The sequence below is a fragment of the Morganella sp. B601 genome (assembly GCF_051172335.1).
In the GTDB taxonomy this organism is placed as follows: Bacteria; Pseudomonadota; Gammaproteobacteria; order Enterobacterales; family Enterobacteriaceae; genus Morganella; species Morganella morganii.
Genome location: NZ_JBPIZE010000007.1, coordinates 82,060 through 108,389, shown reverse-complemented (window position 1 = coordinate 108,389; position 26,330 = coordinate 82,060). Strand labels below are relative to the sequence as shown.

The 26,330-nt window shown below is 51.3% G+C and carries 19 protein-coding genes; 6 read left to right on the top strand and 13 right to left on the bottom strand.

Features of this window, described 5'->3' with window-relative positions:
* Nucleotides 1-788 precede the first annotated feature (788 nt).
* Both proP and phrB read left to right on the top strand, forming a co-directional pair.
* Nucleotides 789-2,291, top strand: coding sequence for a glycine betaine/L-proline transporter ProP (gene proP, locus ACSBQN_RS16725; RefSeq protein WP_004237946.1), 1,503 nt, complete (start codon nt 789-791; stop codon nt 2,289-2,291).
* Nucleotides 2,292-2,354: 63 nt separating this feature from the next.
* Nucleotides 2,355-3,794: a deoxyribodipyrimidine photo-lyase gene (gene phrB, locus ACSBQN_RS16720; protein WP_024474720.1), complete on the top strand. Its 1,440-nt coding sequence runs from the start codon at nt 2,355-2,357 to the stop codon at nt 3,792-3,794.
* Here phrB and ACSBQN_RS16715 read toward each other — a convergent pair.
* Entirely contained in the window at nt 3,791-5,437 is a 1,647-nt protein-coding gene (locus ACSBQN_RS16715) for a sigma-54 interaction domain-containing protein (protein ID WP_354633082.1), read from the bottom strand. The two genes, phrB and ACSBQN_RS16715, sit on opposite strands and share 4 nt — an antisense overlap.
* Nucleotides 5,438-6,140: 703 nt before the next feature.
* Between ACSBQN_RS16715 and megL the strand changes: the two genes are divergently transcribed.
* Nucleotides 6,141-7,337: a methionine gamma-lyase gene (gene megL / locus ACSBQN_RS16710; RefSeq protein WP_004904656.1), complete on the top strand. Its 1,197-nt coding sequence runs from the start codon at nt 6,141-6,143 to the stop codon at nt 7,335-7,337.
* A 242-nt stretch (nt 7,338-7,579) separates the two neighbouring features.
* Nucleotides 7,580-8,863: an amino acid permease gene (locus ACSBQN_RS16705; RefSeq protein WP_004237942.1), complete on the top strand. Its 1,284-nt coding sequence runs from the start codon at nt 7,580-7,582 to the stop codon at nt 8,861-8,863.
* A gap of 352 nt (nt 8,864-9,215) precedes the next feature.
* Here ACSBQN_RS16705 and ACSBQN_RS16700 read toward each other — a convergent pair whose 3' ends face one another.
* The 12 genes from ACSBQN_RS16700 to uxuA all read right to left on the bottom strand — a co-directional run bounded on the left by ACSBQN_RS16700 (nt 9,216) and on the right by uxuA (nt 23,408).
* Nucleotides 9,216-9,548 (bottom strand): helix-turn-helix domain-containing protein, encoded by a 333-nt coding sequence (locus ACSBQN_RS16700; RefSeq protein WP_004237940.1) that lies wholly within the window; start codon nt 9,546-9,548, stop codon nt 9,216-9,218.
* A gap of 556 nt (nt 9,549-10,104) precedes the next feature.
* The gene (locus ACSBQN_RS16695; RefSeq protein ID WP_004237939.1) at nt 10,105-11,286 is read right to left on the bottom strand and encodes an acetyl-CoA C-acetyltransferase; all 1,182 of its coding nucleotides are present in this window, start codon (nt 11,284-11,286) and stop codon (nt 10,105-10,107) included.
* A 27-nt stretch (nt 11,287-11,313) separates the two neighbouring features.
* Entirely contained in the window at nt 11,314-12,636 is a 1,323-nt protein-coding gene (locus tag ACSBQN_RS16690) for a TIGR00366 family protein (RefSeq protein WP_015422346.1), read from the bottom strand.
* A complete protein-coding gene (locus ACSBQN_RS16685; protein ID WP_015422347.1) occupies nt 12,633-13,298 on the bottom strand; it encodes a 3-oxoacid CoA-transferase subunit B in 666 nt (221 codons plus the stop codon). The genes ACSBQN_RS16690 and ACSBQN_RS16685 overlap by 4 nt, the downstream gene beginning before the upstream one ends.
* Before the next feature lie 10 nt (nt 13,299-13,308).
* A complete protein-coding gene (atoD, locus tag ACSBQN_RS16680) occupies nt 13,309-13,959 on the bottom strand; it encodes an acetate CoA-transferase subunit alpha (protein WP_004237936.1) in 651 nt (216 codons plus the stop codon).
* 288 nt (nt 13,960-14,247) lie between these two features.
* Complete coding sequence (gene atoC, locus ACSBQN_RS16675) at nt 14,248-15,633, bottom strand: acetoacetate metabolism transcriptional regulator AtoC (RefSeq protein WP_004237935.1); 1,386 nt, start codon at nt 15,631-15,633, stop codon at nt 14,248-14,250.
* A complete protein-coding gene (atoS, locus tag ACSBQN_RS16670; protein ID WP_032098645.1) occupies nt 15,620-17,440 on the bottom strand; it encodes a two-component system sensor histidine kinase AtoS in 1,821 nt (606 codons plus the stop codon). The genes atoC and atoS overlap by 14 nt, the downstream gene beginning before the upstream one ends.
* Before the next feature lie 196 nt (nt 17,441-17,636).
* Nucleotides 17,637-18,272 carry a bifunctional 4-hydroxy-2-oxoglutarate aldolase/2-dehydro-3-deoxy-phosphogluconate aldolase gene (locus ACSBQN_RS16665; RefSeq protein WP_004237933.1) on the bottom strand — a complete coding sequence of 212 codons (636 nt, stop codon included), beginning with the start codon at nt 18,270-18,272 and terminating at the stop codon, nt 17,637-17,639.
* Between the two features lie 20 nt (nt 18,273-18,292).
* Entirely contained in the window at nt 18,293-19,255 is a 963-nt protein-coding gene (locus ACSBQN_RS16660; RefSeq protein WP_046024993.1) for a sugar kinase, read from the bottom strand.
* The gene (gene uxaC, locus ACSBQN_RS16655) at nt 19,255-20,676 is read right to left on the bottom strand and encodes a glucuronate isomerase (RefSeq protein ID WP_004237931.1); all 1,422 of its coding nucleotides are present in this window, start codon (nt 20,674-20,676) and stop codon (nt 19,255-19,257) included. The genes ACSBQN_RS16660 and uxaC overlap by 1 nt, the downstream gene beginning before the upstream one ends.
* 13 nt (nt 20,677-20,689) lie before the next feature.
* On the bottom strand, nt 20,690-22,156 hold the full coding sequence (locus ACSBQN_RS16650; protein ID WP_024474714.1) for a fructuronate reductase: 1,467 nt from the start codon (nt 22,154-22,156) through the stop codon (nt 20,690-20,692).
* Between the two features lie 67 nt (nt 22,157-22,223).
* A complete protein-coding gene (uxuA, locus tag ACSBQN_RS16645) occupies nt 22,224-23,408 on the bottom strand; it encodes a mannonate dehydratase (protein WP_024474713.1) in 1,185 nt (394 codons plus the stop codon).
* Between the two features lie 401 nt (nt 23,409-23,809).
* Here uxuA and ACSBQN_RS16640 point away from each other — a divergent pair, with 401 nt between their 5' ends.
* Nucleotides 23,810-25,108: an MFS transporter gene (locus ACSBQN_RS16640; protein WP_024474712.1), complete on the top strand. Its 1,299-nt coding sequence runs from the start codon at nt 23,810-23,812 to the stop codon at nt 25,106-25,108.
* A 173-nt stretch (nt 25,109-25,281) separates the two neighbouring features.
* Nucleotides 25,282-26,046 carry an FCD domain-containing protein gene (locus ACSBQN_RS16635; RefSeq protein WP_024474711.1) on the top strand — a complete coding sequence of 255 codons (765 nt, stop codon included), beginning with the start codon at nt 25,282-25,284 and terminating at the stop codon, nt 26,044-26,046.
* Nucleotides 26,047-26,330: the final 284 nt, after the last annotated feature.

Here is a 26,330-nt window from a genome sequence, read left to right as displayed (position 1 = left end):
CTTTCTTAAATTGTCATTGGCAGATATCACTGCATGATTTGCATATTCAGCAGATAACACCAAAGTTTATCTTATTATTACGTAAAGAAATCATTGAGGACTGTGATTATGCGTTAATTACATCAGATGTAATTATCAGGAAAACACATACAGAAAATTGAGAAATCAGGTGAAACATACTGATAACATTGTTTGTTTTCTGAAATCACCCTATATATTGCTTAAGTTTAAGCCATTCACATTACAATTCCGCTGATAATTTAAAATACATCGGATTGTGATACTGAACCTGATCCGTTTAACACAATAAAATATGCTGAAAAGCATCCGTTTAAGACGCCTTATTTCCCGGGTGATCTGCACTTCCGTTGATTTTTCAGAAAAAAACAGCATTGAAAATTTTACGATACAGAGAAGTTAAATGCCAAATACACGATATTAATCAGTACAAAAGCCCACTAATTTTACAAAAAATATGATTTATGCTAAATTAGGTGACCTCGTTTCAAAACAAAGGTACTTTTTTTGGTTATTACAACACATTACTTTCCTATTCTTCCTGTCCTGTCTGCGGTTTCCTGTACCGTCTGCCGTTAGCATCATATACCCGACAATCAATCTATTTAACGGGAAACATGAATACGGGAAAAAATACGTATTTATACTTACCAATTTAGTATTAAACATCGCCTGCTACCGATGAATTCACTATCACACAAAAAGTTGTTGCAGGTTTGAGTGAAATCTCAGTTACGTGAATCCCCGTCATAAAACAAAAGGATACAACGATGAGACGCAAGAAAACAAAACAAAAACCTTTAAATATCAATGATATTACTATCATTGATGATGGAAAATTAAAGAAAGCCATCACCGCTGCCTCACTGGGTAATGCCATGGAGTGGTTTGATTTCGGGGTCTACGGCTTCCTGGCGTATGTGCTGGGTCAGGTCTTTTTCCCTTCCGCCTCCCCGGGCATACAGATGATCGCGGCGTTAGCCACGTTCTCCGTACCGTTTCTGGTGCGTCCGCTGGGCGGGGTCTTTTTCGGCATTATGGGCGACAAATTCGGCCGCCAGAAAGTGCTTTCTGTCACCATCATTATTATGGCTGTCAGTACCTTCTGTATCGGTCTCATCCCGTCTTATGAAAGTATCGGGATCTGGGCTCCGGTGCTGTTACTGCTGGCAAAACTGGCTCAGGGTTTCTCCGTGGGCGGTGAGTATTCCGGTGCAGCTATCTTTGTAGCGGAATATTCACCGGATCGTAAACGCGGATTTATGGGCAGCTGGCTGGACTTCGGCTCGATTGCCGGTTTCGTCTGCGGTGCCGGTGTGGTGGTGCTGATCTCCAGTATTCTCGGTGAGGAAACCTTCCGTGAATGGGGCTGGCGTATCCCGTTCTTCCTGGCGCTGCCGCTGGGCGTTATCGGCCTGTATCTGCGTCATGCCCTGGAGGAAACACCGGCTTTCCAGCAGCATGTTGAGGATATGAAAAATGCCAACCCGGAAACCGGCGAAGATAAGCCCCGCGTTTCACTGCGCAGCATTGCCTCACAGTACGGTAAGGGTCTGATGATTTGTGTCGGGCTGGTGATTGCCACCAACGTCACTTATTACATGCTGCTGACCTATATGCCGAGTTATCTGTCGCATAACCTGAATTACAGTGCGGATCACGGTGTGCTGATTATTATCGCGATTATGATTGGTATGCTGTTTGTACAGCCGCTAATCGGGATGATGAGTGACCGCATCGGCCGTAAACCGTTTGTTCTCGCGGGCAGTATCGGGTTATTTGTGCTGGCCATTCCGGCATTTATGCTGATTAACAGTGGTGTCATCGGCCTGATTTTCTTAGGCTTACTGATCCTGGCGGTGCTGCTTAACTGCTTTACCGGTGTGATGGCCTCTATTTTACCGGCCATTTTCCCGACAAAAATCCGTTACAGTGCACTGGCTATCTCATTCAATATCTCTGTGCTGATTGCCGGTGCCACCCCGACCGCCGCCGCCTGGCTGGTCGAGGCGACCAATAATCTGTATATGCCGGCCTATTATCTGATGGTGATTGCCGTTATCGGGATGATTACTGCGATTGTGATGAAAGAAACCGCCAATAAGCCGTTACGCGGTGCCACACCGGCCGCATCTGACCGCGCGGAAGCCAAAGAGATTTTGCTCGAGCATTACGATAATATCGAACACAAGATTGAGGCGATTGATGAGGAGATTGCCGCGTTGCAGAAACGCCGTCAGTCACTGATTGATCAGCACCCTAAACTGGACTGATGTCCTGTTCAGGCCCGCCTCTCCGGACGCGGGCCTTTTTATTGTTTATGCGGGGGTAAAGTTATGACGGATTCAGCACCGGCCGTTGTCTGGCTGCGGCACGACCTGCGGCTGACAGATAACACGGCGCTTTACGCCGCCTGTCAGGCACACCGGCAGGTAAAACTGATTTTTACACTCACGCCGGGACAGTGGGAGCAGCACGCTATGTCCCCGTCACAGCAGGCGCTGATTTTCTGTCAGCTGCACGCGCTGAACACATCCGCAGCCGCACTCGGGATCACCCTGCATGTGCAGCCGTGCCATACCTTTGAGGATGCCGCTGACTGGCTGGCCGCATGGTGCCGCGAACATCGTATCCCCGCTGTCTATGTCAATAAACAGTACGGGCTGAATGAACAGCGCCGTGATGCCCGCTTTGCCGCGCGTCTGCCGGACACCTGCCGCTTTTATGCCTTTGATGACAGTGTCCTGCTGCCGCCGGGCAGAGTAAGCACACAACAGGGCGGGCTCTACAAAGTGTTCACCCCGTTCCGGCGGGCCTTTCTCACCGTACTGATGCAAACCACCGTCCGTGTGCTGCCGGTACCGGAGGCCAAAGGCCCGCCGGTCTCCCCGGCACCGCTTAATCTGCCGCAGCAGGAGCATGCCCTTTTCCCTTCCGGGGAAGAGGCCGCACTGCAGCGGCTGGCGGATTTTTGTCAGAAACATGCTGCGGATTACAAAACAGAACGGGATTTTCCGGCGATTGACGGCACCAGCCGCATCTCCGCGTATCTCGCCACCGGAATTTTGTCCCCCCGCCAGTGCCTGAGCCGTCTGCGCCTGCATTTCCCGATGGTCGCTGATGAGCCGGAAAGCGGCGCTTATACCTGGCTCAGTGAGCTTATCTGGCGGGAATTTTATCTGCATCAGCTGGCACAGCACCCGGATATCAGCCGTCACCGCCCGATGCAGCGCTGGACAGAGTCAATTATCTGGTCACCGGATAACAGCGGGCTGCTTGCCTGGCAGCAGGGTAAAACCGGGTTCCCGCTGGTCGATGCAGCTATGCGTCAGCTGAATGAAACCGGCTGGATGCATAACCGTCTGCGGATGATCACGGCAAGTTTTCTGGTCAAGGATTTACTGACTGACTGGCGGCGCGGCGAGCACTATTTTATGTCACAGCTGATTGACGGTGAATTTGCCGCCAATAACGGCGGCTGGCAGTGGGCGGCCTCCACCGGCCATGATTCAGTACCGTATTTCCGGATTTTCAACCCGGTCACGCAGGGAAAACGGTTTGATCCGGACGGCAGCTTTATCCGCCGCTGGCTGCCGGAACTGGCAGACGTACCTGCGAAATACATTCATACGCCCCATGAATGGGCGGAAAAAAATCAGCGTGAAATTGATTATCCGAAACCGGTGGTGGATCACCGGATGGCGAGGATCAGGGCTATCGATGCTTACGAAACCGCCCGCCGGACCGCTGCCGGCGGGGATGATAATCCGTATTAATCTGTTTTGTCTGCTGACCGGCGTACTGTGCTGTAGGTCAGCAGATGCTCCAGATTATAATAACGGGCTTTATTCAGTACGGTGGTGTGAGACATCCCGATTTCGCGGGATACTTTACGGGCCGAACCATAGCGGCGCAGATAATCTTCCAGCAGGCTTTTTTCCTGCCGTGCAAGGGACTCTTTCAGGTTAATGTCTTCCTGCACCGGCAATACCGCAGGGAGTATTTCCGTTTTCGGTGCCGCCTGCGGCCGGAGTGCCGGAGAGGCCATCACTTCCTCATGGGGCAGCCACAGATCCCCGACGGTAATTTCCCGTCCGGAAGCCAGATGAATGGCCCGCAGAATCACGTTTTGCAGTTCCCGCACGTTACCCGGCCAGGAATAGGCCATTAACTGGTGATATGCATCCTGAGACAAACTGAGCTGTTTATTCAGCTCTGTCGTGTATTTGCTGATAAAGCGCTGTAATAACAGCGGGATATCTGTTTTCCGCTCTTTCAGCGGCGGGATATTAATCGGGATCACGTTGATCCGGTAATAGAGATCTTCACGGAACGATTTGTTCTCGATCATCTCTTCCAGATTCCGGTTGGTGGCGACAATGATCCGTACATCCACCGGGATCTCCTTGTGCCCGCCGACCCGGCGGATCACGCCTTCCTGTAATACCCGCAGTAATTTACTTTGCAGGATAAGGGAAAGCTCGCCGAATTCATCCAGAAACACGGTGCCGTGGTTGGCTGATTCAAACAGCCCCATCTTCCCGCCCTTGCTGGCGCCGCTGAATGCCCCGCCCTCATAACCGAACAGCTCACTTTCAATCAGGTTTTCCGGCAGTGCCGCACAGTTAATCGGCGCAAACGGGTGAGCGCTGCGGTCACTGGCGTTATGAATGGCGCGGGCAAACAGCTCTTTACCGGTACCGGTTTCACCGCGGATCAGTACCGTATACGGGCTTATTGAGATTTTTTTAGCGAAATCAATCAGGTTCATCATGATTTCGCTTTCACAGATAATGTCATCAAAGCTGAACGGCAGGCTTTTATTCACCGAAGACGCCATTTGCTGCACCGAGCGCAGGCTTTTGAAGGTGATAACCGCCCCCATCACCTGGGACTCTTCACTCAGAATCGGACGGCCGGAGCAGATATAGTACAACTCCCCTTTCGGCGTACTGGTAACCATCTGATAGTGATCGAAACTGTTACCGCCGAGCAGTTTGGTGAGCACCGCCTGGTTTTTGCCGCTGAGAATTTTGCTGATATTAACGCCGACAATATTTTCCCGAGAGATCGAGAAAAAATCTTCCGCCACTTTATTGAAGTAGTTGATATTACCCTGATTATTGATACCGATAATGCCGTCCGTGGTGGATTCCAGAATCGCCTGTAATTCTTTTTCTTTACGTTCGTAGGGCTGTAATTTGGAACGGGTGACACTGATAACATCAGGATTAAGCAGGAGTTTACTCAGCAACAGCTTAACATCCCGCTCGCATTCCGCGTTGAATTTGACATAAATTTTGCACGGAAAAACTTCCATGGAATTGATGCTGATTTCTGAGGCCGAAAACTCATTGATGACTTCTTCCACCATGGCGACGCGGTCAATGGTATTAATTAACCATCTATATGCAGACATGTGTTTAGTCACTCCCGGTTAGTGTATGTAGTGCTCATTTTTCACCCACCTTACCAGGGTTAACCCATCTTAGGTAATCACTGAGAGGTGAACAAAGGGCGAAGTACAACAAAATAGTGCGCAATAAAAAAACCATATGATAAGTAGCCTTATCATACAGAGTGTAATTGTTATTTTGGGTTTTGTTACGTTACTTACTATAAACAAGTTCAGTCGGCTTGTACCCGCCAGATATCTCAATTCTATGAAAAAAAGCCCGCAGATTGTCAGGTTTACACCTGCATTTATTGGAGTGGCAAATCATTAAAAGTGCGGTAATTAATGGAATTGATTATTCATGACTTTGATCATTATCAACCGCCGGACGTATCGATTCAGGAAAAAATTTAAAAAGAGATCTGGATCACCCTTCCCTTTTGGGGCTATAATGTGACGCAAGTCCGGTTTTATCCCTCAATGTGATTAACCTCACTATCAGAAAGTGGCAACCTACTGTCAACTTTCTTTCCACTTTGTCATTTTTACTTACAGTCCGCTTTCCACTTCCTCCGCACTGACTTTGTCTAATCTATACCTTAAAATTATTTATCTCTTTTAATTCAATGTGTTATAAAAATAACTCCTGAGTTGGCACGGCTATTGCTTTTATTACTGCAACAACAACACATGTTGGCATAATAAAAAATTATTCTTTGGAGGATTTATGCACGATTATACGAATAAAGGTTATGACACTAAGATTGTTCACGCTGGCCAGCAGGCTGATCCACTGACTGGTGCGTTATCAACCCCAATCTATCAGACCTCTACATTCGTCTTCGACAGCGCAGCACAAGGGGCAGCACGTTTCGCATTAGAAGAAGAAGGTTATATCTACTCACGTTTAGGTAACCCTACTAACGCAGCATTAGAAGAAAAAATGCGTGTACTGGAAAACGGTGAAGCAGCTCTGGCGACTTCTTCCGGTATCGCAGCTATCTCTACCACTATCCTGACTATGTGCGGCCAGGGCGACCATATCGTTGCTTCTGACACTCTGTACGGCTGTACTTATGCTCTGCTGTCTCACACCCTGCCTAAATTCGGTATCGAAGTCACTTTCGTTCGCGCAAATGACCCTGCGAACATCAAAGCGGCGATGAAACCAAACACCAAAATGGTTTACGTCGAAACTCCGGCTAACCCGACTCTGGCAATGATCGACCTCGAAGCAGCGGCAAATGTTGCTCACGAAGGCGGCGCAATGCTGGTTGTGGATAACACCTTTATGTCTCCGTACTGCCAGCGTCCTCTGGAATTAGGTGCAGACATCGTGGTTCACAGTGTGACCAAATACATCAACGGCCACGGCGACGTTATCGGTGGTGTGATTGTCGGTCCTGCTGACTTCCTGGTTCCTGCCCGTCTGGTTGGTGTTAAAGACATCACCGGTGGCGTAATGAGCCCGTTCAACGCATGGTTAACCCTGCGCGGTCTGAAAACACTGCACGTCCGTATGGAACGTCACTGCTCTAACGCAATGAAAGTGGCTAAATATCTGGAATCTAACCCGAACGTAGAAGCAGTATTCTACCCTGGCCTGCCGTCTCACCCGCAGCACGAGTTAGCGAAAAAACAGATGAGCAACTTCGGCGGTATGATCAGCTTTGAAATCAAAGGCGGTATCGAAGCCGGCCGTAAAGTGATGGACTCTGTTGAGTTATGCATGCTGGCAGTAAGCCTGGGCGATACTGAAACTCTGATTCAGCACCCTGCATCAATGACTCACTCTCCGGTTCCGGCTGAAGAGCGTCTGAAAGCAGGTATCACCGATGGTCTGATTCGTATCTCTGTCGGTCTGGAAACACCTGAAGACATCATTGCTGACCTGGAACAGGCTATTGCGAAAGCAGTTGCTTAAGACCAGAGCGGAAAATTAAGTCCTGCAGTATGTACTCATCTCATTTGCCGTTAACACACAGACGGGGTGAGTACACGAAGCACGCGGAAAAATTCATTGAGAGCCACTCTGAATTCTCTCCGGCGTGCTTTTTAAGTATTTAACAGGTTATTTTTAGCGGTAATAAAAAGAACAACGCAGTGCTGAAATTTTTTAGAAACCATAATCACAATAAATTATTATGAAAACCAAGGGGGCTTAGTATGGCGGACATGACCTCAACCGAGAATTCCGCGAAAGCGCTGGGCAAAATACCATTTACAATGTATGACGCCGGCTGGGTAGTGCTTTGTATTGGTATGGCAATCGGTGCCGGTACCGTTGTAATGCCGATTCAGATCGGTCTGAAAGGTATTTGGGTATTTATTTTAGCTTTCATGATTGCGTATCCGGCAACCTATATGTTGCAGAAGCTGTACATGAATACGCTGTCTGAAAGTGAAGAATGTGAAGACTACACAAACATAATCACACAGTATCTGGGCAGTAACTGGGGTGTGGCGCTGGGGGTTATTTACTTCCTGATGCTTATCCACGGTATCTTTATTTACTCTCTCTCTGTTATTTTCGACAGTGCCTCTTATCTCCATACTTTCGGTGTTACAGAGGGTGTGCTTTCAAGCTCACTGATCTATCGTGTGGCTGTCTTTGCCGCGCTGATTTTCATTGCCTCCAAGGGCGAGAAACTGCTGTTTAAAATCTCCGGTCCTATGGTTATCGTCAAAGTCGGTATCATTGTATCGCTGGGTCTGGTGATGATCCCTCACTGGGATTTCAATAACATCACTGCGTTCCCGCCGATTGGTGACTTTACCCGTGACGTGCTGCTGACTGTACCGTTTGCGTTCTTCTCTGCAGTTTTCGTTCAGATTCTGAACCCGATGAACATCGCGTACCGCAAGCTGGAATCAGACAAACGTGTTGCCACCTACCGTGCTATCCGCGCTCACCGCGTGGCCTATATCACCCTGGTGACAATCATCCTGTTCTTCTCATTCTCCTTTACGTTCTCTATCAGTCATGAGCAGGCCGTATCCGCGTTTGAACAGAACATTTCTGCACTGGCTATTGCTGCTCAGGTTATTCCGGGCGCGGTCGTGAGTGTGATGACCACCGTTCTGAACATCTTTGCGGTTCTGACAGCATTCTTCGGTATCTATCTGGGCTTCCAGGAATCAGTGAAAGGCCTTGCAGTTAACATCCTTTCCCGCTTCATGGATAAAGAGAAAATCAACCACACCGTATTAAACATCTGTATCTCTGTCTTCATCGTTGCATTACTGACTGCATGGGTGTCAACAGGGTTCTCCGTGGTTGTCTTCTTCCAGATTGGTAGTCCGTTATACGCTATCGTTTCCTGCTTAATTCCTGTTTACCTGGTATTCCGTGTCGCGAAACTGAAAAAATTCAAAGACTGGAAAGCCTGGTGTGTTATGGGCTTCGGTATCCTGCTGCTCATCGCACCGTTCTTCAAATACCTTGAGTGACGGGTAAGAGAAAACAGGCCATCCGTCGGTGCCCCGCACTGACTGAAATAAAGTAAAACCCGGAACCGGTCACAGCACCGGTTCCGGAAAGTTAAAAAACTCAGCACCGCAGTCTGAATAAAAAAACCTCTGTCCTTCTGACCAATATATTATTAAGTTCCTTGATTGGTTAGCATATTGCGGGAGATATTATCTCCCGCTTTTTTTCGCCTGAAATTTGTCCCGGTGCTGCTCTGTCATCTGTATTACAGTTTTATTTCTGCCGGATGGCGGGCACGGCAAACCCGTACAGTAATCCGCAAATCAGCTGTACTGGTCTGTCTTTTTTATTTAAAAGCGGAAATTATGGTGATTAGAAATCGCGCGGAGAAATAATACTGTCCGCAATAAGGCTCATCCGGATTTCCTGAATATCCCCTTCTTCATTTTCATAAAGAATGTCATCCAGCCCGGTGCCGGTCATATTCATTTCCTCAAAGAAACGACCCGGTGTGAGTTTAAAGGCCAGACTGACACGCAACAACGTATCCACATCAATACGGTTTACCCCCCGCTCATAACGCGAGAGCTGCTGCTGGCTAATCCCTATTCTGTGTGCCAGCTGCTTTGTGGTTAAACCTGCATTGGTCCGGTATTGTCTGATAACCTGTCCGATAGCTTCGGATATCGCATATTTCTTCATCATTAATCAATAACCCTATAAAGACCATCACTAAAATTCCTTATTTAGCTCACTGATCATAGAAAAAACACTTAAAACTATAAGTAGTTTATCGTACATAGGGCCATTTTTGAAAAACCAAAGGTTCTGCTGTTTGTGAGTACATGAGGGGGTAAATGAGACTGAATGTTTCGATATATTTCGCCTTTAAAATCATAGTGTAACGAAATAATATTACAAAATATTAATCGATTGAAAGTACAATGAATTAGTAGAATAAGTGTTATATACCAAATAATTAGAAAAAAAATATGTTTTCACTCCATTCAAATACAAATTCCGAGTTTTTACAGGATGTGAAAAAGTGTGTTGGATCCCACACATCGGATTTCAGCATAATAGGTTGATAACTCATCCTAATATGAACAGCAAACCGCAGTTAATAAATTAAATTAATGTAAATATTTTACACGAAAAATTAACTTAATTCGAATTTTGTCAGAAACACAGAAACCGGCACAAAAAAGCCGGTGACAGTTACCCTGCCACCGGCTGAATATCCACCTGTTATTTCACCGGATTACAGACGTTCAATCACCATCGCGATCCCCTGCCCGCCACCGATACAGAGTGTCGCCAGACCGGTGGTTTTATTCTGAGCCTGTAATGCATGCAGCAGTGTCACCAGGATACGGGCACCACTCGCACCAATCGGGTGACCCAGGGCAATCGCCCCGCCGTTGATGTTTACTTTGTCAGGATCAAAACCCAGGTCACGGCCGACCGCAAGGAACTGGGAGGCAAATGCTTCGTTGGCTTCGATAAGATCGATGTCCTTCAGTGACAGCCCTGTTTTTTCCAGCACTTTCCGCGTGGCCGGAACCGGTCCCAGCCCCATCATCGACGGTGAAACCCCGCCGGAGGCATAACCCCGGATACGGGCGAGCGGTGTCAGTCCCAGTGATTTGGCACGGGTTTCCGTCATCAGCATCAGTGCTGCCGCGCCGTCATTGATACCGGAGGCATTACCGGCAGTCACCGTTCCCGCTTTATCAAAGGCCGGCCGCAGTTTCGCCAGCCCTTCTGCCGTTGATCCGGCTTTCGGGAATTCATCAGTATCCACCACGATATCCCCTTTACGGCTTTTTACCGTCACCGGCACGATTTCCGCCTTAAAGGCGCCGCGCTCAATCGCACTGACGGCTTTCTGCTGTGACGACAGTGCCAGTGCATCCTGCTCTTCGCGGGTCAGGTTATAGGCTTTTGCGATGTTCTCCGCTGTGATCCCCATGTGATAGTTATTCTCGGCACATAACAGCCCGTCACGCAGAATCACATCATGCACTGCGCCGTCGCCCAGGCGGTAACCCCAGCGGGCACGGCTGTCGAGCAGATACGGCGCCTGACTCATATTTTCCGTGCCGCCCGCGATAATAATGTCCGCGTCACCGCTGCTGATCGCCTGTGCGCCCAGCGCGACACTCTTCAGGCCGGAGCCGCACACTTTATTGACGGTGAAAGCACAGGCGCTTTCCGGTATACCACTGCGCAGCAGGATCTGGCGCGCAGGGTTCTGTCCGAGTCCGGCCTGTAACACGTTCCCCATAATCACTTCATCCACCAGCCCCGGTTCCAGCTGCGTTTTTTTCAGTAACGCGCTGACCACTGCCGAGCCGAGTTCCACTGCACTGACACCCGCCAGTGCGCCGTTAAAGTTGCCGATTGCGGTACGCACGGCACTGACAATAACGATATTTTCCATTGCGAAATCCTTACTGTTTAGTATCTGTCAGAAGAAAGCGAGGCCGATAATGAAAATCGGTGCCGAGAGCAGCAGGGCGGTGATGCAGTACCCCATAATGTCCCTGACCCCCAGCCCGGCGATCGCCAGTGCAGGAAGCGCCCAGAACGGCTGCGCCATGTTCATCCACTGCTCACCGTAGGCAATCGCCATCACGGACTTACCGAGATCAGCCCCCAGCGCCTGGGCAGCCGGAATAACAAACGGCCCCTGAATCACCCAGTGACCGCCGCCTGACGGCACGGCAAAGTTGATCAGCGCAGAGCTGAAGAACGTCATCAGCGGGAAGGTTTCTTTGTTGGCGACGTTGATAAAGAATTCAGTGATAAGCCCGCCCAGTCCGGAGCCTTCCATCATGAGCTGGATACCGGCATAGAACGGGAACTGCACGAGGATCCCGGCGGTACTGCGGGCGGCGGCACTGACGGCACGCATATACGCCATCGGGGTTTTATGCAGCAGCAGACCGGTCAGCAGGAAAATCATATTCACGGTGTTAATGGTGATGTTGAAACCGTTTTTGATGAAATACATGCCGAGGAACGTGAAGCCCAGAATCCCGATAATCCACGCGATAAGGCGGCTTTCTTCCATCCGGAGAGAAACCGGCGCGTCTTCCGGTAATTTTTTCTGGAAATCCGGCTCTTCTTCGAGCAGCGCCGGGTCGATCATCATGATGTCGTCTTTGCGCGGCATCATCATGCGGGTGACAAACGGCATCACCAGAATCAGTGTCAGGGTGATAAACAGGTTATAGCCTGTGAACATGGTCTGGCTGACAGGGATAAGCCCGGCGATATGCTCGACAGGGTTACCCGGTGTGGCGGCCAGCAGCGGCATGGAGCCGGAGAAACCGCCACCCCAGGTCATAAACCCGATATAGGCACAGGCGATCAGCAGCGGGTAGTCAGAGCCCGGTACACGGCGGGCCACTTCGCGGGCAAACATCGCCCCGACCACCAGCCCGAATCCCCAGTTAATGACACAGGCAACCGAGCCGAAAAACGTCACCAGCATCACACCCTGAACCGGGGTTTTTGCCAGTGAGGCAGTCAGCCGCAGAATACGTTTAACCGGCGGGGAGCTGGCCAGCGCGTGACCGGTCACGATGATCAGCGCCATCTGCATCCCGAACGCCAGCAGGTTCCAGAATCCGTTTCCCCATAAGTTCACCAGATCCATTGGTGTGCTTGGTGTGAGTGCCAGCGCGATGATAAACGTCAGCATGGTCAGCAGCATTGCGAAGATCAGCGGATCCGGCAGATAGCGGCTCACCACACGGGTCATGACTCGTGAGATGCGTCCTATCATACGGCTTCCCCCGCAGTCACCAGCGGCATTTCACAGACATCCGGTGACACAATAAAATGCGCTGCGGTTTTTTCGCGGATGGTATCGATATCCGTACCCGGCGCGTATTCGCACAAAATCATCTGATCGTTTTCAAAGCGGAATAACGCCAGTTCCGTCACCAGTACATCCACCGCTTTTACGGCGGTCAGCGGCATGGTGCACTCCGGCAGGATTTTGGCGGAACCGTCTTTTGCACAGTGCTCCATGGCTATGATCACTTTGCGCGCACCGGTCACGAGATCCATCGCACCGCCCATACCCGGCACCATTTTGCCCGGTACCACCCAGTTGGCGAGGTTTGCCTGTTCATCCACCTGTAAGCCGCCCAGTACGCTGGCATCCACATGACCGCCGCGGATCAGCGCGAAAGAGAAGGCGCTGTCAAACATGGACGCGCCCGGCAGAATACCGCACGGCTGACCGCCTGCATTGACCAGATTCTTATCCGGCGTGGTTACCGGCCCGAGGCCGAGAAAACCGTTTTCTGACTGCAGGGTGATATGCACGCCTTCCGGCAGATAGTTCGCCACCTGTGTCGGCAGCCCGATCCCGAGGTTCACCACATCACCGTCATTCAGTTCAAGTGCCACACGGCGGGCGATTAATTCTTTTGCATTCATGATGTTTTCCTTATTCTGCAATCAGCCAGTCAATAATTGCCCCTGGTGTGGCAACACAATCCGGGTCGATATCCCCCACCGCAACCATTTCGTCCGGCTCGGCAATGGTGATATCTGCCGCCAGCGCCATCAGCGGGTTAAAGTTGCGGGCACTGAGGTCATAGGTGAGGTTGCCGAGCGGATCGGCTTTCTGTGCCTGAATCAGCGCCAGATCAGCGCGAAGGGGAAGTTCGAGGAGGTAATCACGGCCATCGAGGGTAATTTTCTGTTTGCCTTCTTCCACGACCGTACCGACACCGGTCGGGGTGAGAAATCCGCCCAGCCCGGCACCGCCGCAGCGGATTTGCTCTGCCAGCGTGCCCTGCGGGATCAGCTGCACTTCCATTTCACCGGCGATCATGCGCCGCCCGGTTTCCGGGTTTGTCCCGATGTGAGAAGCAATGACTTTTTTCACCCGTCCGTTGACAATCAGCGGGCCCAGGCCGGTATCCACGAATGCGGTATCATTGGCGATAATGGTTAACTCTTTGACGCCGGATTCTAATAATTCAGTCATTAAACGCGGCGGTGTACCAACGCCCATAAATCCGCCGACCATAATTGTCATGCCGTCACGAAAAAATTCACCGGCTTTTTTCACCGTTATTTGTTTATTCTTCATAGCACTTCCCTTTTATAAAAAATATAGACATAAGGGTAATAGCAAGCGCTATGCCAATAATAAAGTCTGTATTTTGTTATATTTACATCACTTTAAATTACTGATATTTATTGATTTAAAATTTATAAAAATAAATTTATTAACATATTATAAATAAATTATTCATTCCTGATGGTGAAATAAAATGCACAGTGTGAAAATTTATTCACAACAAAAAAAGCACGGTGAATTTATTTTCACCGTGCTTTTTAGAATAATTTTTAATTATTGATATTAAATTATTATTAATTATTCAATATCGTATTCCTGCAATTTATACATTAATGCCCGGCGGCTGATCCCCAGCGCAGATGCGGTATGGGTTTTGTTATTCTGAAATTCCGCCAGGGCGGAAATAATCAGCTCTTTCTCGTAAGCTTTAATATTCTCTTTCAGGTTCAGCCCCGGCTCCTGCGTGACCGGAATCAGTGCCACCGGCTGGCTGCGGACCTGTGCCAGTAACTGCTCCGGCAGATCTTCGGGGAAAATCACATAACCGGTACTCATAATCACTGCCCGCTCAATCACGTTGGAAATCTCCCGCACATTACCCGGCCACTGGTAGTTCATCAGTAATGCCAGCGTTTCCGGCGCCAGCTCGACAATATCGCGGTTATTTTCCTGACTGAATTTCTGCAGAAAATGGGAGGCCAGCAGCCCCACATCCTCCGGCCGCTCACGCAGCGGCGGCAGATTCAGGTGAATCACATTGAGGCGGTAAAACAGATCCTGGCGGAAATGGCCTTCCCGCACCCGTTCATGCATATCGCGGTTGGTCGCGGCAATAATGCGGATATCCACGCGGATGGTTTTACTGCCGCCGACGCGCTCAAATTCTTTCTCCTGCACCACCCGCAGCAGTTTCACCTGTAAATCCGCCGGCATCTCACCAACCTCATCGAGCAGCAATGTTCCGCCGCTGGCGCGTTCAAATAATCCCTGACGCTGTACCTGCGCCCCGGTAAATGCGCCCTTTTCATGGCCGAACAGCTCACTTTCCAGCAGCGAGCCGGGCAGCGCCCCGCAGTTCACTTTAATAAAGGGGCCGTTGGCCCTTTCGCTGTTGTAATGGATCGCCCGTGCCACCACTTCCTTCCCGGTGCCGCTTTCCCCGGTGATAAGCACCGTCGCCTGGCTGCGCGAGACTTTGGCGATATCGCGGCAGATTTCCATCATTTTCGGGTTACGGGTCAGCACCCGTCCCCACTGGTAGCTGTCGCTCAGTTCGCGGTGCAGCAGATTGATTTCCTGTTTCATCTCCTGCAACTGTAATGCACGGGAGATAAGCAGTTTCAGCTCCGTCAGGTCAAAGGGCTTGATTACATAGTCAAATGCCCCGAGACGCAGCGCGTCCACTGCGGTTTCCACCGCGGCATAAGCGGTCATCAGAATGACCGGCACTTCCGGGTTCAGTTCCCGCATCCGTTTGAGGGCCTCAATGCCGTCCAGTTTCGGCATGCGGATATCCATCAGTACCACATCCGGTTTATCCTGCACAAAGCTTATCAGTGCCGCCTCGCCGTCCTCCGCCACCCGGGTTTCATGACCATCTATAGAAAATGCGGTCTGTAACATCCGGCAGAGATTCTTTTCATCATCAACTATCAGAAGCCGGTACGATTTATGTGTAATCATTTTTCTTACCCTGCGTTATCGGCAACGTTATGGTGAACGTCGTTCCATGATGTTCCTGACTTTCAAGGAAAATATCACCGCCGTGACCGGCAATGATCCGCTGGCTGATAGCCAGTCCCAGCCCGGTTCCCGAGGCTTTGGTGGTAAAGAACGGGTCAAAGATTTTCTTTTGCAGCGCCGCCGGGATCCCGGTGCCGTCGTCGCGGATCACCACCATGACCCGCTGCTCTTCCATGTAACAGGTGGAGATAAAGAGATTGCCTCTGGCCGGAATCGACTGCACCGCGTTTATCATGATATTGAGCAGCACCTGACGCAGCAGTTCGCTGTTAGCCTCAATCAGCGGCAGTGTGTCATCCGGCTCCCAGGTAAAGGTGACCCGCGCTTCCACCCCTTTGGTTTTGACCAGCACCAGTGCTTCCTCAATCAGCCGGTTGACGCTGATCGGGCGGAATGTGCCGGTCTGCGGCCGGGAGAAATCAAGCAGCTGGCGGATGATCCGGTCAATGGAATCCACTTCCTTGAGAATAATACTGATGTATTCCAGTTTATCCGGGTGATTTTCCAGTTCTTTGAGGATCTGCACGAAACCGCTGATCGCCGTCAGCGGGTTACGCACCTCATGGGCGACGCCTGCCATCAGCTCGCCGAGTGTGGCAAGTTTTTCCGCCTGCTGCATGCGGCGCTGAACCTCTTTCTGCGCGGTGAGATCTTTAAATATCACCAGCGCGCCGATAAGCTCCCCGCCCGCATTACGGATACGGCTGGTGCTGACGTTTATCTGAATGGTGCGGTCACGGGCGGGATAGGCAATTTCCAGACTGACGTGCTCAATACCGCGCTTCAGGGTATCGAGAACCGGGCTGGAGAAACTGCGCCCCTCAAAAACGTCACCGTAATATTTGCCGTGCAGATCCCGCTCCAGATAGCCGGTTATTTCTTCCGCCGCCGGGTTAATCATGGTGACACAGCCGTTGATATCCACCGCGATCACGCCGTCCGCCGCACTTTCAATAATCAGTTCGTTGAGGGTTTTCATCTCCCGCAGTGTCTGTGCCAGGGCGTTGACGCTGTCGCTGATCTCCCCCATTTCCCCTTTCATCATCGGCAGATGGGTATTGAGATCACGGGAGAGATCACTGAGGCCGCTTTTTATCGCGCCGATATCCCGGCTGAAATGACGGGAAAAGACGATAATAATCAGCAGACTGAACAGGATCCCGAGTGCAATGACCGCGATAATTTTGACATCCATCGCCAGCGCCTGGCGGTCAATATCATCCGTCAGTTCGTTCGCCCAGATATAGCCGATCACCTCGCCGTTACGCCTGACAGGAATCATGGCGTTCATAATATTACCGCGCACCTGGCTTCCCCAGCCGACCTCCGGCTCTCCCGTTGCCATCACATGACGGCCGGGGTGATCCTCACTGATTCGGGTACCGGTTTTGTTGCCGTAACGGGCACGCGGAGAATAGGTCACAATACCGTCGAGTTCACGGTGGTAATACCCGGCGCCGACCCCGGGGAAGGTGGAAGTGATAATTTCCGCCGCCGGATACAGTTTTTCGCTGATCAGCGCCAGGCGCTGGTCACGCGGCAGGGATGCGGCAAGGTCATATTCATCATTCAGTGCCTGTTCCAGCAGACCGGCAACGGAATAGAGTTTGTTCCGTTTCTCCTGCAACAACGCGGAACGCCCCTCTGTTTCCACAAAATAACCGATGATAAGTGTCGGCACGGTGACCAGCAGAATGGCCATCAATATGAGTTTGTCACGCAGACTGAAGGGATAATATTTATGCAACACAGAAGGCCCGTCTGAAAAGCAGTATGATTCACCAGCATATACAACTGATTAAAAAATATCTTTGCGAACGGTCATAGTTCCGGAATCTCTGTAAAAACAACAGGATAATTGATGATTCGGAATGTTACAGGCGGGAGAAAACAGATAATACGGCAGCAGAGAGGGGATCTGCTGCCGGAACAGTAAAAAATCCTTATTTCACAAACTCACTGGCTTCACGCGCCAGTTTGCCGATGGCTGCCCAGTCTTTTGCTTTGATAAGCGAAGCCGGAACCATCCACGAGCCGCCGCAGGCCACAATCTGCGGGATAGCCAGATAGTCGCGGATATTGTTCAGCCCGATACCACCGGTCGGCATCACCTGTAACTGATGATACGGCGCCAGCATGGCTTTGATCATCGGAATACCGCCTGACGGCTCTGCCGGGAAGAATTTCACAAAATCGATGCCCAGCTCCAGTGCCTGCTCAACCGCGCTGGGGTTGTTAATCCCCGGCACAATCGGGATATCAATCTGCTGACACGCCTGCACGGTGTTCGGGTTCAGACCGGGAGAGACGACAAACTGTGCCCCGGCGGCTTTCGCCTGACGCACCTGCTCGCGGTTAATCACGGTTCCCGCGCCCACCAGCATATCCGGGCGGGCTTCGCGCAGCAGTTTGATCGCTTCCGCCGCACATTCAGTACGGAAAGTGATTTCCGCCACCGGCAGACCGTTATCCGCCAGCGCATTGCCTAACGGGATAATATCTTCCGCGTTATCCACGGCGATCACCGGCACAATTTTCAGCTGCCGGAAACGGGTAATCATTGCCTGTAATTCGGACATCTCGTTCTCCTCTTTTCCCGTTAAAACGTGTTATTCAGTAAAGTATCAGTGACCGGGCGGGTCGCCGCCTGCGGGATAATCGCCCCTTTGTGCTGAATCACCACACCCGCAAGCCGGTGGCCCATCCGGGCAGCGCGTTCAATATCCGCGCCGGTCAGCCAGCCCGCCAGGAACCCGGCGTTGAATGCATCACCGGCTGACGTGGTATCAACCACCTGTTCCGCCGGGGTGGTGGCAATAGTGATGGCCGGTGCGTCAGTGCGCAGATCACGGTAGTCACACCCCTGAGCACCCGCTTTTATAATCGCCTGCTTCACCCCGGCTTTTGCCAGACGGGCAAAGGTGGAGTTGCGGTCGCTGTCGCCCCACAGACGTGCTTCATCATCATCAGTGACCAGTGCCATGTCGGTCAGTGCATACATTGCCTGATAACAGTCACGGGTTTCATTTTCATCCGCCCACAGTGCCGGGCGGTAGTTGCTGTCAAACAGAATGGTCTTGCCCTGCTGTGACAGCGTTTTCAGGTCATCCAGCAGTTGCAGCCGGTCTTGCGGCGGCAGAATGGCAAGGCTGATCCCGCTGAGGTAAATGGCATCCATCTGCGCCATCTGTGCCAGCAGCGCCGGGTATTCCGGATGGCGGACAAGATAACGCGCCGCCGAATCATTGCGCCAGTAAAGAAACGTGCGCTCGCCCTGCTCATCCAGCTGGATAAGGTATAACCCCGGCTGATGATGCGGATCGATCAGCACATGCGCAGTATTGACCCCTTCCGCCTGCCAGCGGCTGATCATACCTTTACTGAGCGGGTCGGTTCCCATGGCAGAGATAAAATTCACCTCAACGGCGTCTCCGGCCGCACGGGCCAGATAAACCGCACTGTTCAGGGCATCACCCCCGTAGCGCTGAACCATCTCCCCGAACGGCGCACCGTTGAGTTCAATCATGCACTCGCCGATCAGACCAATGCGTTTCACTGTCATTATTCACCTTTTGCAGCGGAAAAATAACGCTGTGCATTATTGAAACAGATATCACGCACCATCTGTCCCAGCATATTCTCATCCGCCGGAATTTCACCATTTACCGCCAGCGTACCGAGCATATTACACAGAATACGGCGGAAGTATTCATGACGAGTATAGGACAGGAAACTGCGGGAATCTGTCAGCATCCCGACAAACTGGCTTAACAGTCCCAGTTGTGACAGCTGTTCGAGCTGACGCTGCATGCCGTCTTTCTGGTCGTTGAACCACCAGCCGGAACCGAACTGCACTTTACCTGCGATACCGCCGCCCTGGAAGTTGCCGATCATGGTCGCCAGCACTTCGTTATCACGCGGATTCAGGCAGTAAAGGATGGTGCGCGGCAGTTCATCGGTTTTATCCATTTCATCAAGCAGACGTGAAAGCGGATAAGCCACCGGCGCATCACCGATGGAATCAAAACCGCTGTCGGCACCGAGCAGCTTAAACATGCGCGTATTGTTGTTACGCAGCGCACCGATGTGCAGCTGCATCACCCAGCCGCGTTTCGCATACTGCTTTCCGAGCCAGACCAGCACCGCCGTTGCGAACTGCGCGGTGGCGGTTTCATCAGGGATTTCCCCGGCGAGACGTTTCTGCAGAATCGCATCCAGCACCGATTCATCCGGTACCGGTGCGTAGCGCAGGATCTCAATGCCGTGGTCAGAGGCAACACAACCATGCTGCGCAAAGTGTACCAGACGGCGTTCCAGCGCGGTCAGCAGGTCGCTGAAACGACGGATATCCACATCAGCACTCTGTCCGAGCTTCGCGATATAGTCCGTGAAGCCGTCCAGTTCAATTTTAAAAGCGCGATCCGGACGCCAGCTCGGACGCACTTCAATATCAAAGCTGTCATCCTGCGCAATCTGCCGGTGGTATTCCAGCGAATCTGCCGGGTCATCTGTTGTGCCGACCATATGCACATTCATCTGCTGCATAATGCCGCGCGCGGAAAATTCAGGTTGCGCCAGTTTTTCATTCGCTTCATCCCAGATGCTCTGCGCCGTTTCCGGCCCGAACACTTTGCCGGTGATACCGAACGGGCGGCGCAGTTCCAGATGAGTCCAGTGATACAGCGGGTTACCGAGAGTCATCGGCACGGTTTTTGCCCACGCCTGATATTTTTCATAATCACTGCTGTCGCGCCCGGTGATAAGCTGCTCCGGGATCCCCGCCGAACGCATACCGCGCCATTTGTAGTGATCCCCTTCCAGCCAGATCTGCCCGAGGTTATCAAAACGGCGGTTTTCCGCGATTTCACGCGGATTCAGATGACAGTGGTAATCATAGATTGGCATGTCCGCCGCGTAGTCATGATATAGACGGCGGGCAATGTCGCTGTGCAGTAAAAAGTCTTCGCAAAGAAACTGTTTCATAAACTCTCCGGGATTACAGTGCGGCAACGGCCTGACGGGCACCGACATCAAGTAACTGCTGATACGCGCGTTTCACCGCATCAACAAAGCCCTGCTGTTTCGGCAGGCTGTCACCGAAAATGGATTCAATTGCCAGCAGCTCATCCACCACCGCCACAGACAGGCCGTGTTTTGCATAGATAGCCGCGAAGGTTTCTGCCAGCGGGTCACGCACATCGATTTTGTTGCCCTGCTCATCGGTGCCGCTGACATAACGCATCCAGCCCGCCACGCCCAGCACCAGGTGGCGGTAATCGCTGCCGTCCGCAATATGCTGCGCTACCGGGTCCAGCAGACGCTGCGGGAGCTTCTGGCTGCCGTCCATCGCAATCTGCCAGGTCTGATGTTTCAGGGACGGGTTGGTAAAGCGGTCAATCAGGTTATCCGCATAGGCGACCAGGTCGGTTTCTTCCGGCATGGTGAGGGTCGGCGCCTGCTCATCCAGCATCAGTGCACGGGCGGCTTTGCGGTAATCCGGGTTGGTCATGGTATCGGAAATATGGGCATAACCACCGAGATAGCCGAGATACGCCAGGAAGGAGTGGCTGCCGTTGAGCATCCGCAGCTTCATTAATTCAAACGGCACCACATCCTGCACAAACTGTGCACCGGCGCAATCCCATTCAGGGCGGCCGTTCACAAAGTTATCTTCAATCACCCACTGACGGAACGGCTCACAGGCGATAGCACAGTTATCTTCCGTTCCCAGAAGCTGTGCGATTTCCGCCAGTGTTTCCGGGGTGGCAGCCGGGACAATGCGGTCAACCATGGTGCACGGGAAAGTGACATTGGATTCAATCCACGCCGCCAGCGCCGGATCCTGTAACCGCGCCAGGCCGAGTACGGCTTCACGGGCAACATGACCATTCTCACGGACGTTGTCACAGGAGAGCACAGTAAACGGCGGCAGGCCGCGTTCACGGCGGCGTTTCAGTGCCGCAGTGATGTAACCGATAGCAGAGCGCGGTGTCTCCGGTGTCGCCAGATCCTGTTTAATCAGTGCATTTTCCGGGTCAAGCTGCCCGGTCGCCGGATCGGTGCAGTAGCCTTTTTCGGTCACAGTCAGGGAAACAATACTGACATCCGGGGAAGCCATTTTCTCAATCACCGCATCAATACCGTCGATCAGCGGGTGCATCGCTTCTTTCATCGAGCCGATAACTTTCAGCTCTGTTTTATCCGCCCCTTTCTCCGCCACGGTATACAGCATGGACTGGGCTTTCAGCCCTTCGATCAGTGCCGCATCCTGTGCCGACATCAGGTTAACTTCGCAGTAACCCCAGTCGCTGTCTGTTTTTTCTAATACGTGATGGGTATACAGCGCCTGATGTGCGCGGTGAAACGCACCGCAGCCGAGGTGAACAATACGGGTGGTGAGACGATCAGTCGTCCAGTCAGGACGCGTTGCGGTGATGTCCGCAGTGACAAGATTCTTTTCCATTACAGGCTCCCGGGGAGCAGGCTGCGGGAGAGATCCCGCAGCCCGGCAGGTACAAAGGTATGAGATATTATTTTGTATAGAATGCGCGGTGAATACCCATTTCCAGACCACGGATTTCAGCCAGCCCTTTCAGACGGCCGATGGCGGAATAGCCCGGGTTGGTTTTCTTCTTCAGGTCATCCAGCATCTGATGGCCGTGATCCGGACGCATCGGGATCAGGGACTCAGAGCCGCTCTCACGGCGGCGGTTCTCTTCGGCGGCAACCGCGCTGATCACATTATACATATCCACATCACCGGCCAGATGCGCCGCTTCGTGGAAAGTATTCGGGTTTTCTTCGCGCATGGTTGAACGCAGATGCAGGAAATAAATCCGCGGACCAAAGGTCTGAATCATATTGACCAGGTCGTTGTCAGCACGCACGCCGTAAGAGCCGGTGCACATGGTGTAACCGTTGGCATCACTGTTGACGGTATCCGCCATCCACTGCATATCTTCAATCGTGGAGACAATGCGCGGCAGGCCGAGGATAGGACGTGGAGGATCATCAGGATGCACAGCCATTTTCAGGCCGCACTCTTCAGCCACCGGAATGATTTTATTCAGGAAATACGCAAAGTGCTCACGTAATTTCGCTTTATCGATACCGGCGTAACGTTTCAGGTGTTGGCGGAATTGTTCAAGTGTATAGCCTTCTTCCGCACCCGGAAGACCGGCAATAATATTGTTTATCAGTTTTTGTTTTTCGTCATCCCGCATGGTTTCAAAGCGGGTTTTGGCCTGCGCCAGTTCTTCTGCGGTGTAGTCCTGCTCAGCCCCTTCGCGCTGTAAGAGGTAAATTTCGAACACCGCAAATTCAATCTGATCAAAACGCAATGCTTTTGAGCCGTCCGGCAGCTCATATTCCAGGTCAGTACGGGTCCAGTCGAGAACGGGCATGAAGTTGTAACAGACCGTATAAATACCGCAGGCGGCGAGGTTACGCAGCGATTGCTGGTAATTAGCAATCCATTTTTCATACTCACCGGTCTGTGTTTTGATATCTTCGTGGATAGGCACACTCTCAACCACGGTCCATTCCAGATGGTTGGCTTCAATCAGCGCCTTGCGCTTCTGAATTTCGTCTGTGGTCCAGATTTCACCGTTCGGGATATGGTGCAGCGCTGTCACGATACCGGTAGCGCCCGCCTGACGAATATCAGATAAAGTAACCGGATCTGCCGGTCCGTACCAACGCCAAGTTTGTTTCATACTAAACCTCGTTTATGCTCCGTAAAGATAACCGGATAACCTTATTCAGCAGGTGATACTGCCTGTTTTATTTCGCCGCCCCGGTTTTATGAACCGGAAAACGCGTCAGCAGGTTTCCGGAACGGTATAGTGACATACAACATCATAGCAAACCATTCTGGTCAACCAATTTGGTTAACCAGATCACAATAAGGCGATCATTTTGGGCGCCCAATATAAAACCAAGAGCTTGATCACATAATAATGCCTACCTTTTATGCAGAATCCCGTTGAATCAGTAAGAAAATAAGTTAACAGCGACGGATTGCTTCTCTATTTGGTTAACCAATATTCCAGGCCGGCTTAACCATTCCGAAAGATAGGGTTGACGGAAAAACAGCATAAAATTCAAAAGGCTGACTATGAAAACAATTAAACATTACAGATGGCATATGATTCTGCTGGTGTGCTTCATAACCATCATTAACTACCTTGACCGTACCGCATTAGGTGTCGCAGCACCGACCATTATGAATGACCTGGGGATCACCAAAGAACAGTATTCCTGGGTTGTCAGCGCATTCCAGCTGGCATACACCATCGGTCAGCCAATCATGGGCTTCTTTATTGATACGATTGGTCTGAAACTCGGCTTCTTTATCTGTGCCATCATCTGGGGTCTTGCCACCATGGCTCACGCCCTGACCGGCTCCTGGCAGGGTCTGGCCTTTATGCGCGGGATCATGGGTTTCAGTGAAGCTTCCGCCATTCCGGCCGGTGTGAAAACCGCCACCACCTGGTTCCCGGCAAAAGAGCGCGGGATAGCCACCGGTGTGTTTAACATGGGAACATCTTTCGGTGCGATGCTGGCTCCGCCGCTGATCGCCTGGTGTATCATGTTCCACAGCTGGCAGTTCGCCTTTATTGTCGCCGGTGGGCTGGCGATTATCGCCGCCTTTGTCTGGTTCTTCTTCTATAAAGATCCAAAAGATGCAAAACGTCTGTCTGATGAAGAACGTGCCTATATTGAAAACGGCCAGGAAAAACATCTCAAATCCGCAAAGAAAGAGAAAACCTCGGTTATCAATATCCTGAAGCAGCGTAACTTCTGGGGTATCGGTCTCTCCCGTTTCCTCGCGGACCCGGCATGGGGAACGATTAACTTCTGGGTACCGATTTTCTTCGTGGAAACCCTGCATTTCAGCCTGAAAGAGATAGCGATGTTTGTCTGGCTGCCGTTCCTGATGGCAGACCTGGGCTGTCTGGCCAGCGGATTCGTGGCGAAATACTTTAACGACCGCGGTGTTTCCCTGATCAACTCACGCCGTATCACCTTCACCATCGGTGCGGTTCTGATGACCACTATCGGTCTGGTCAGTATTGTCGAGAACCCGTATGTCGCAGTGCTGTTAATCAGTATCGGTGGTTTCTCTCACCAACTGTTATCCACCGTTGCCGCCACCCTCGGCGGGGATCTGTTCAAAAAAGACGAAGTGGCAACCGCTGTGGGTATGGCCGGTGCATGTGCATGGTCCGGTCAGTTAATCTTTAACTTATTTATCGGTGCGTTCGTCGGTATCATCGGCTTCGGTCCGTTCTTTATTGCGCTGGCTGTCTTCGACCTTATCGGTGCCGCAGCGCTGTGGATTCTGATCAAAGAGAAAAAAGAACCTCAGGATCCCGCACAGGATAATGGTGAAACATTAATAGCGTCTCACTAATCCGCTGAAATCCGTACCGGAGAGATACACAGACACCCCGCTGTGTATCTCTTTTTTTGCGCTGTATCCCGGATTCCGCCGTTTTTTTGATAAACACCGGCGTAAAATCATTTTTGGTCGACCAATTTCTGATAAACTCTCCGGGTAAGAATTCCTTTTTTACGGCCATGATAATGACACAGTTGACTGAACCCAAACGCCCTTATCAGGAAGTCGGCCATGCGTTGCGCCAGATGATCACCAATATGGATTATGTCATCGGTGACAAACTGCCGCCTGAACGCGAAATCGCTGAAATGCTGGATGTCTCCCGGGCAGTTGTCCGCGAGGCACTGATTATGCTGGAACTGGAAAACCTGATTGAAGTCCGCAAAGGTTCCGGTATTTATATTGTTGCCCTCCCTCACCTGAGAGAAAGTACGGTGACTGATCCGTGCGCGCTCAATGCCGCCGGTCCGTTTGAGCTGTTACAGGCGCGGCAGCTGCTGGAAAGCAATATCGCGGAATTTGCCGCCACCCAGGCCACGCCGGTGGATATTGCCAATATGCGCAGCGCTCTGCAGCGGGAACGCGACGAACTGAAAACCGGGGAAGATGAAACCGGCGACCGCGAGTTTCACCTGGCAATCGCGCAGGCGACCCATAACAGCATGCTGGTGGAGTTACTGAAACAATCCTGGGCATGGCGGGAAAACAACCCGATGTGGCTGAAGCTGCATACGCGCATCACCAATAAAGATTACCGCAAAGAGTGGATGACCGATCACCGGGCGATCCTCGCCGCCATGATTAAGAAAGACCCGGCGGCGGCCAAAGAAGCCATGTGGCAGCATCTGGAAAATGTGAAACAGCGCCTGCTGGAGCTGTCCGATGTCGATGACCCGGACTTTGATGGTTATCTGTTCAATTCCTATCCTGTCGACCTGGTACGGAACTGATCCCCCCACACACATTTTTTACTCTCATACACCAGAAACCGGGCAAAATCAGCCCGGTTTTTTTGACCGTAAAATAAAAATAATAACCTTATTATTCATAGTGTGATTCACCTCTCATTCATATAAAACACGCAATCATCTGATATATAACAATTATTTTATAACAGAGAAATTTATTCTCTGCCGTCTGCGGCAGCGGAATTTTTTTAGAAAATTTTTTCTGACTACCTGTGCCACTATCCGGCCATTACAATAACCATTAAATATTCATCGCATATTTTACA

Coding starts and splice junctions, on each gene's coding strand:
- proP (WP_004237946.1), top strand. CDS start 789: ATGAGACGCAAGAAAACAAAACAAAAACCTTTAAATATCAATGATATT.
- phrB (WP_024474720.1), top strand. CDS start 2,355: ATGACGGATTCAGCACCGGCCGTTGTCTGGCTGCGGCACGACCTGCGG.
- ACSBQN_RS16715 (WP_354633082.1), bottom strand. CDS start 5,437: ATGTCTGCATATAGATGGTTAATTAATACCATTGACCGCGTCGCCATG.
- megL (WP_004904656.1), top strand. CDS start 6,141: ATGCACGATTATACGAATAAAGGTTATGACACTAAGATTGTTCACGCT.
- ACSBQN_RS16705 (WP_004237942.1), top strand. CDS start 7,580: ATGGCGGACATGACCTCAACCGAGAATTCCGCGAAAGCGCTGGGCAAA.
- ACSBQN_RS16700 (WP_004237940.1), bottom strand. CDS start 9,548: ATGATGAAGAAATATGCGATATCCGAAGCTATCGGACAGGTTATCAGA.
- ACSBQN_RS16695 (WP_004237939.1), bottom strand. CDS start 11,286: ATGGAAAATATCGTTATTGTCAGTGCCGTGCGTACCGCAATCGGCAAC.
- ACSBQN_RS16690 (WP_015422346.1), bottom strand. CDS start 12,636: ATGATAGGACGCATCTCACGAGTCATGACCCGTGTGGTGAGCCGCTAT.
- ACSBQN_RS16685 (WP_015422347.1), bottom strand. CDS start 13,298: ATGAATGCAAAAGAATTAATCGCCCGCCGTGTGGCACTTGAACTGAAT.
- atoD (WP_004237936.1), bottom strand. CDS start 13,959: ATGAAGAATAAACAAATAACGGTGAAAAAAGCCGGTGAATTTTTTCGT.
- atoC (WP_004237935.1), bottom strand. CDS start 15,633: ATGATTACACATAAATCGTACCGGCTTCTGATAGTTGATGATGAAAAG.
- ACSBQN_RS16665 (WP_004237933.1), bottom strand. CDS start 18,272: ATGTCCGAATTACAGGCAATGATTACCCGTTTCCGGCAGCTGAAAATT.
- ACSBQN_RS16660 (WP_046024993.1), bottom strand. CDS start 19,255: ATGACAGTGAAACGCATTGGTCTGATCGGCGAGTGCATGATTGAACTC.
- uxaC (WP_004237931.1), bottom strand. CDS start 20,676: ATGAAACAGTTTCTTTGCGAAGACTTTTTACTGCACAGCGACATTGCC.
- ACSBQN_RS16650 (WP_024474714.1), bottom strand. CDS start 22,156: ATGGAAAAGAATCTTGTCACTGCGGACATCACCGCAACGCGTCCTGAC.
- uxuA (WP_024474713.1), bottom strand. CDS start 23,408: ATGAAACAAACTTGGCGTTGGTACGGACCGGCAGATCCGGTTACTTTA.
- ACSBQN_RS16640 (WP_024474712.1), top strand. CDS start 23,810: ATGAAAACAATTAAACATTACAGATGGCATATGATTCTGCTGGTGTGC.
- ACSBQN_RS16635 (WP_024474711.1), top strand. CDS start 25,282: ATGACACAGTTGACTGAACCCAAACGCCCTTATCAGGAAGTCGGCCAT.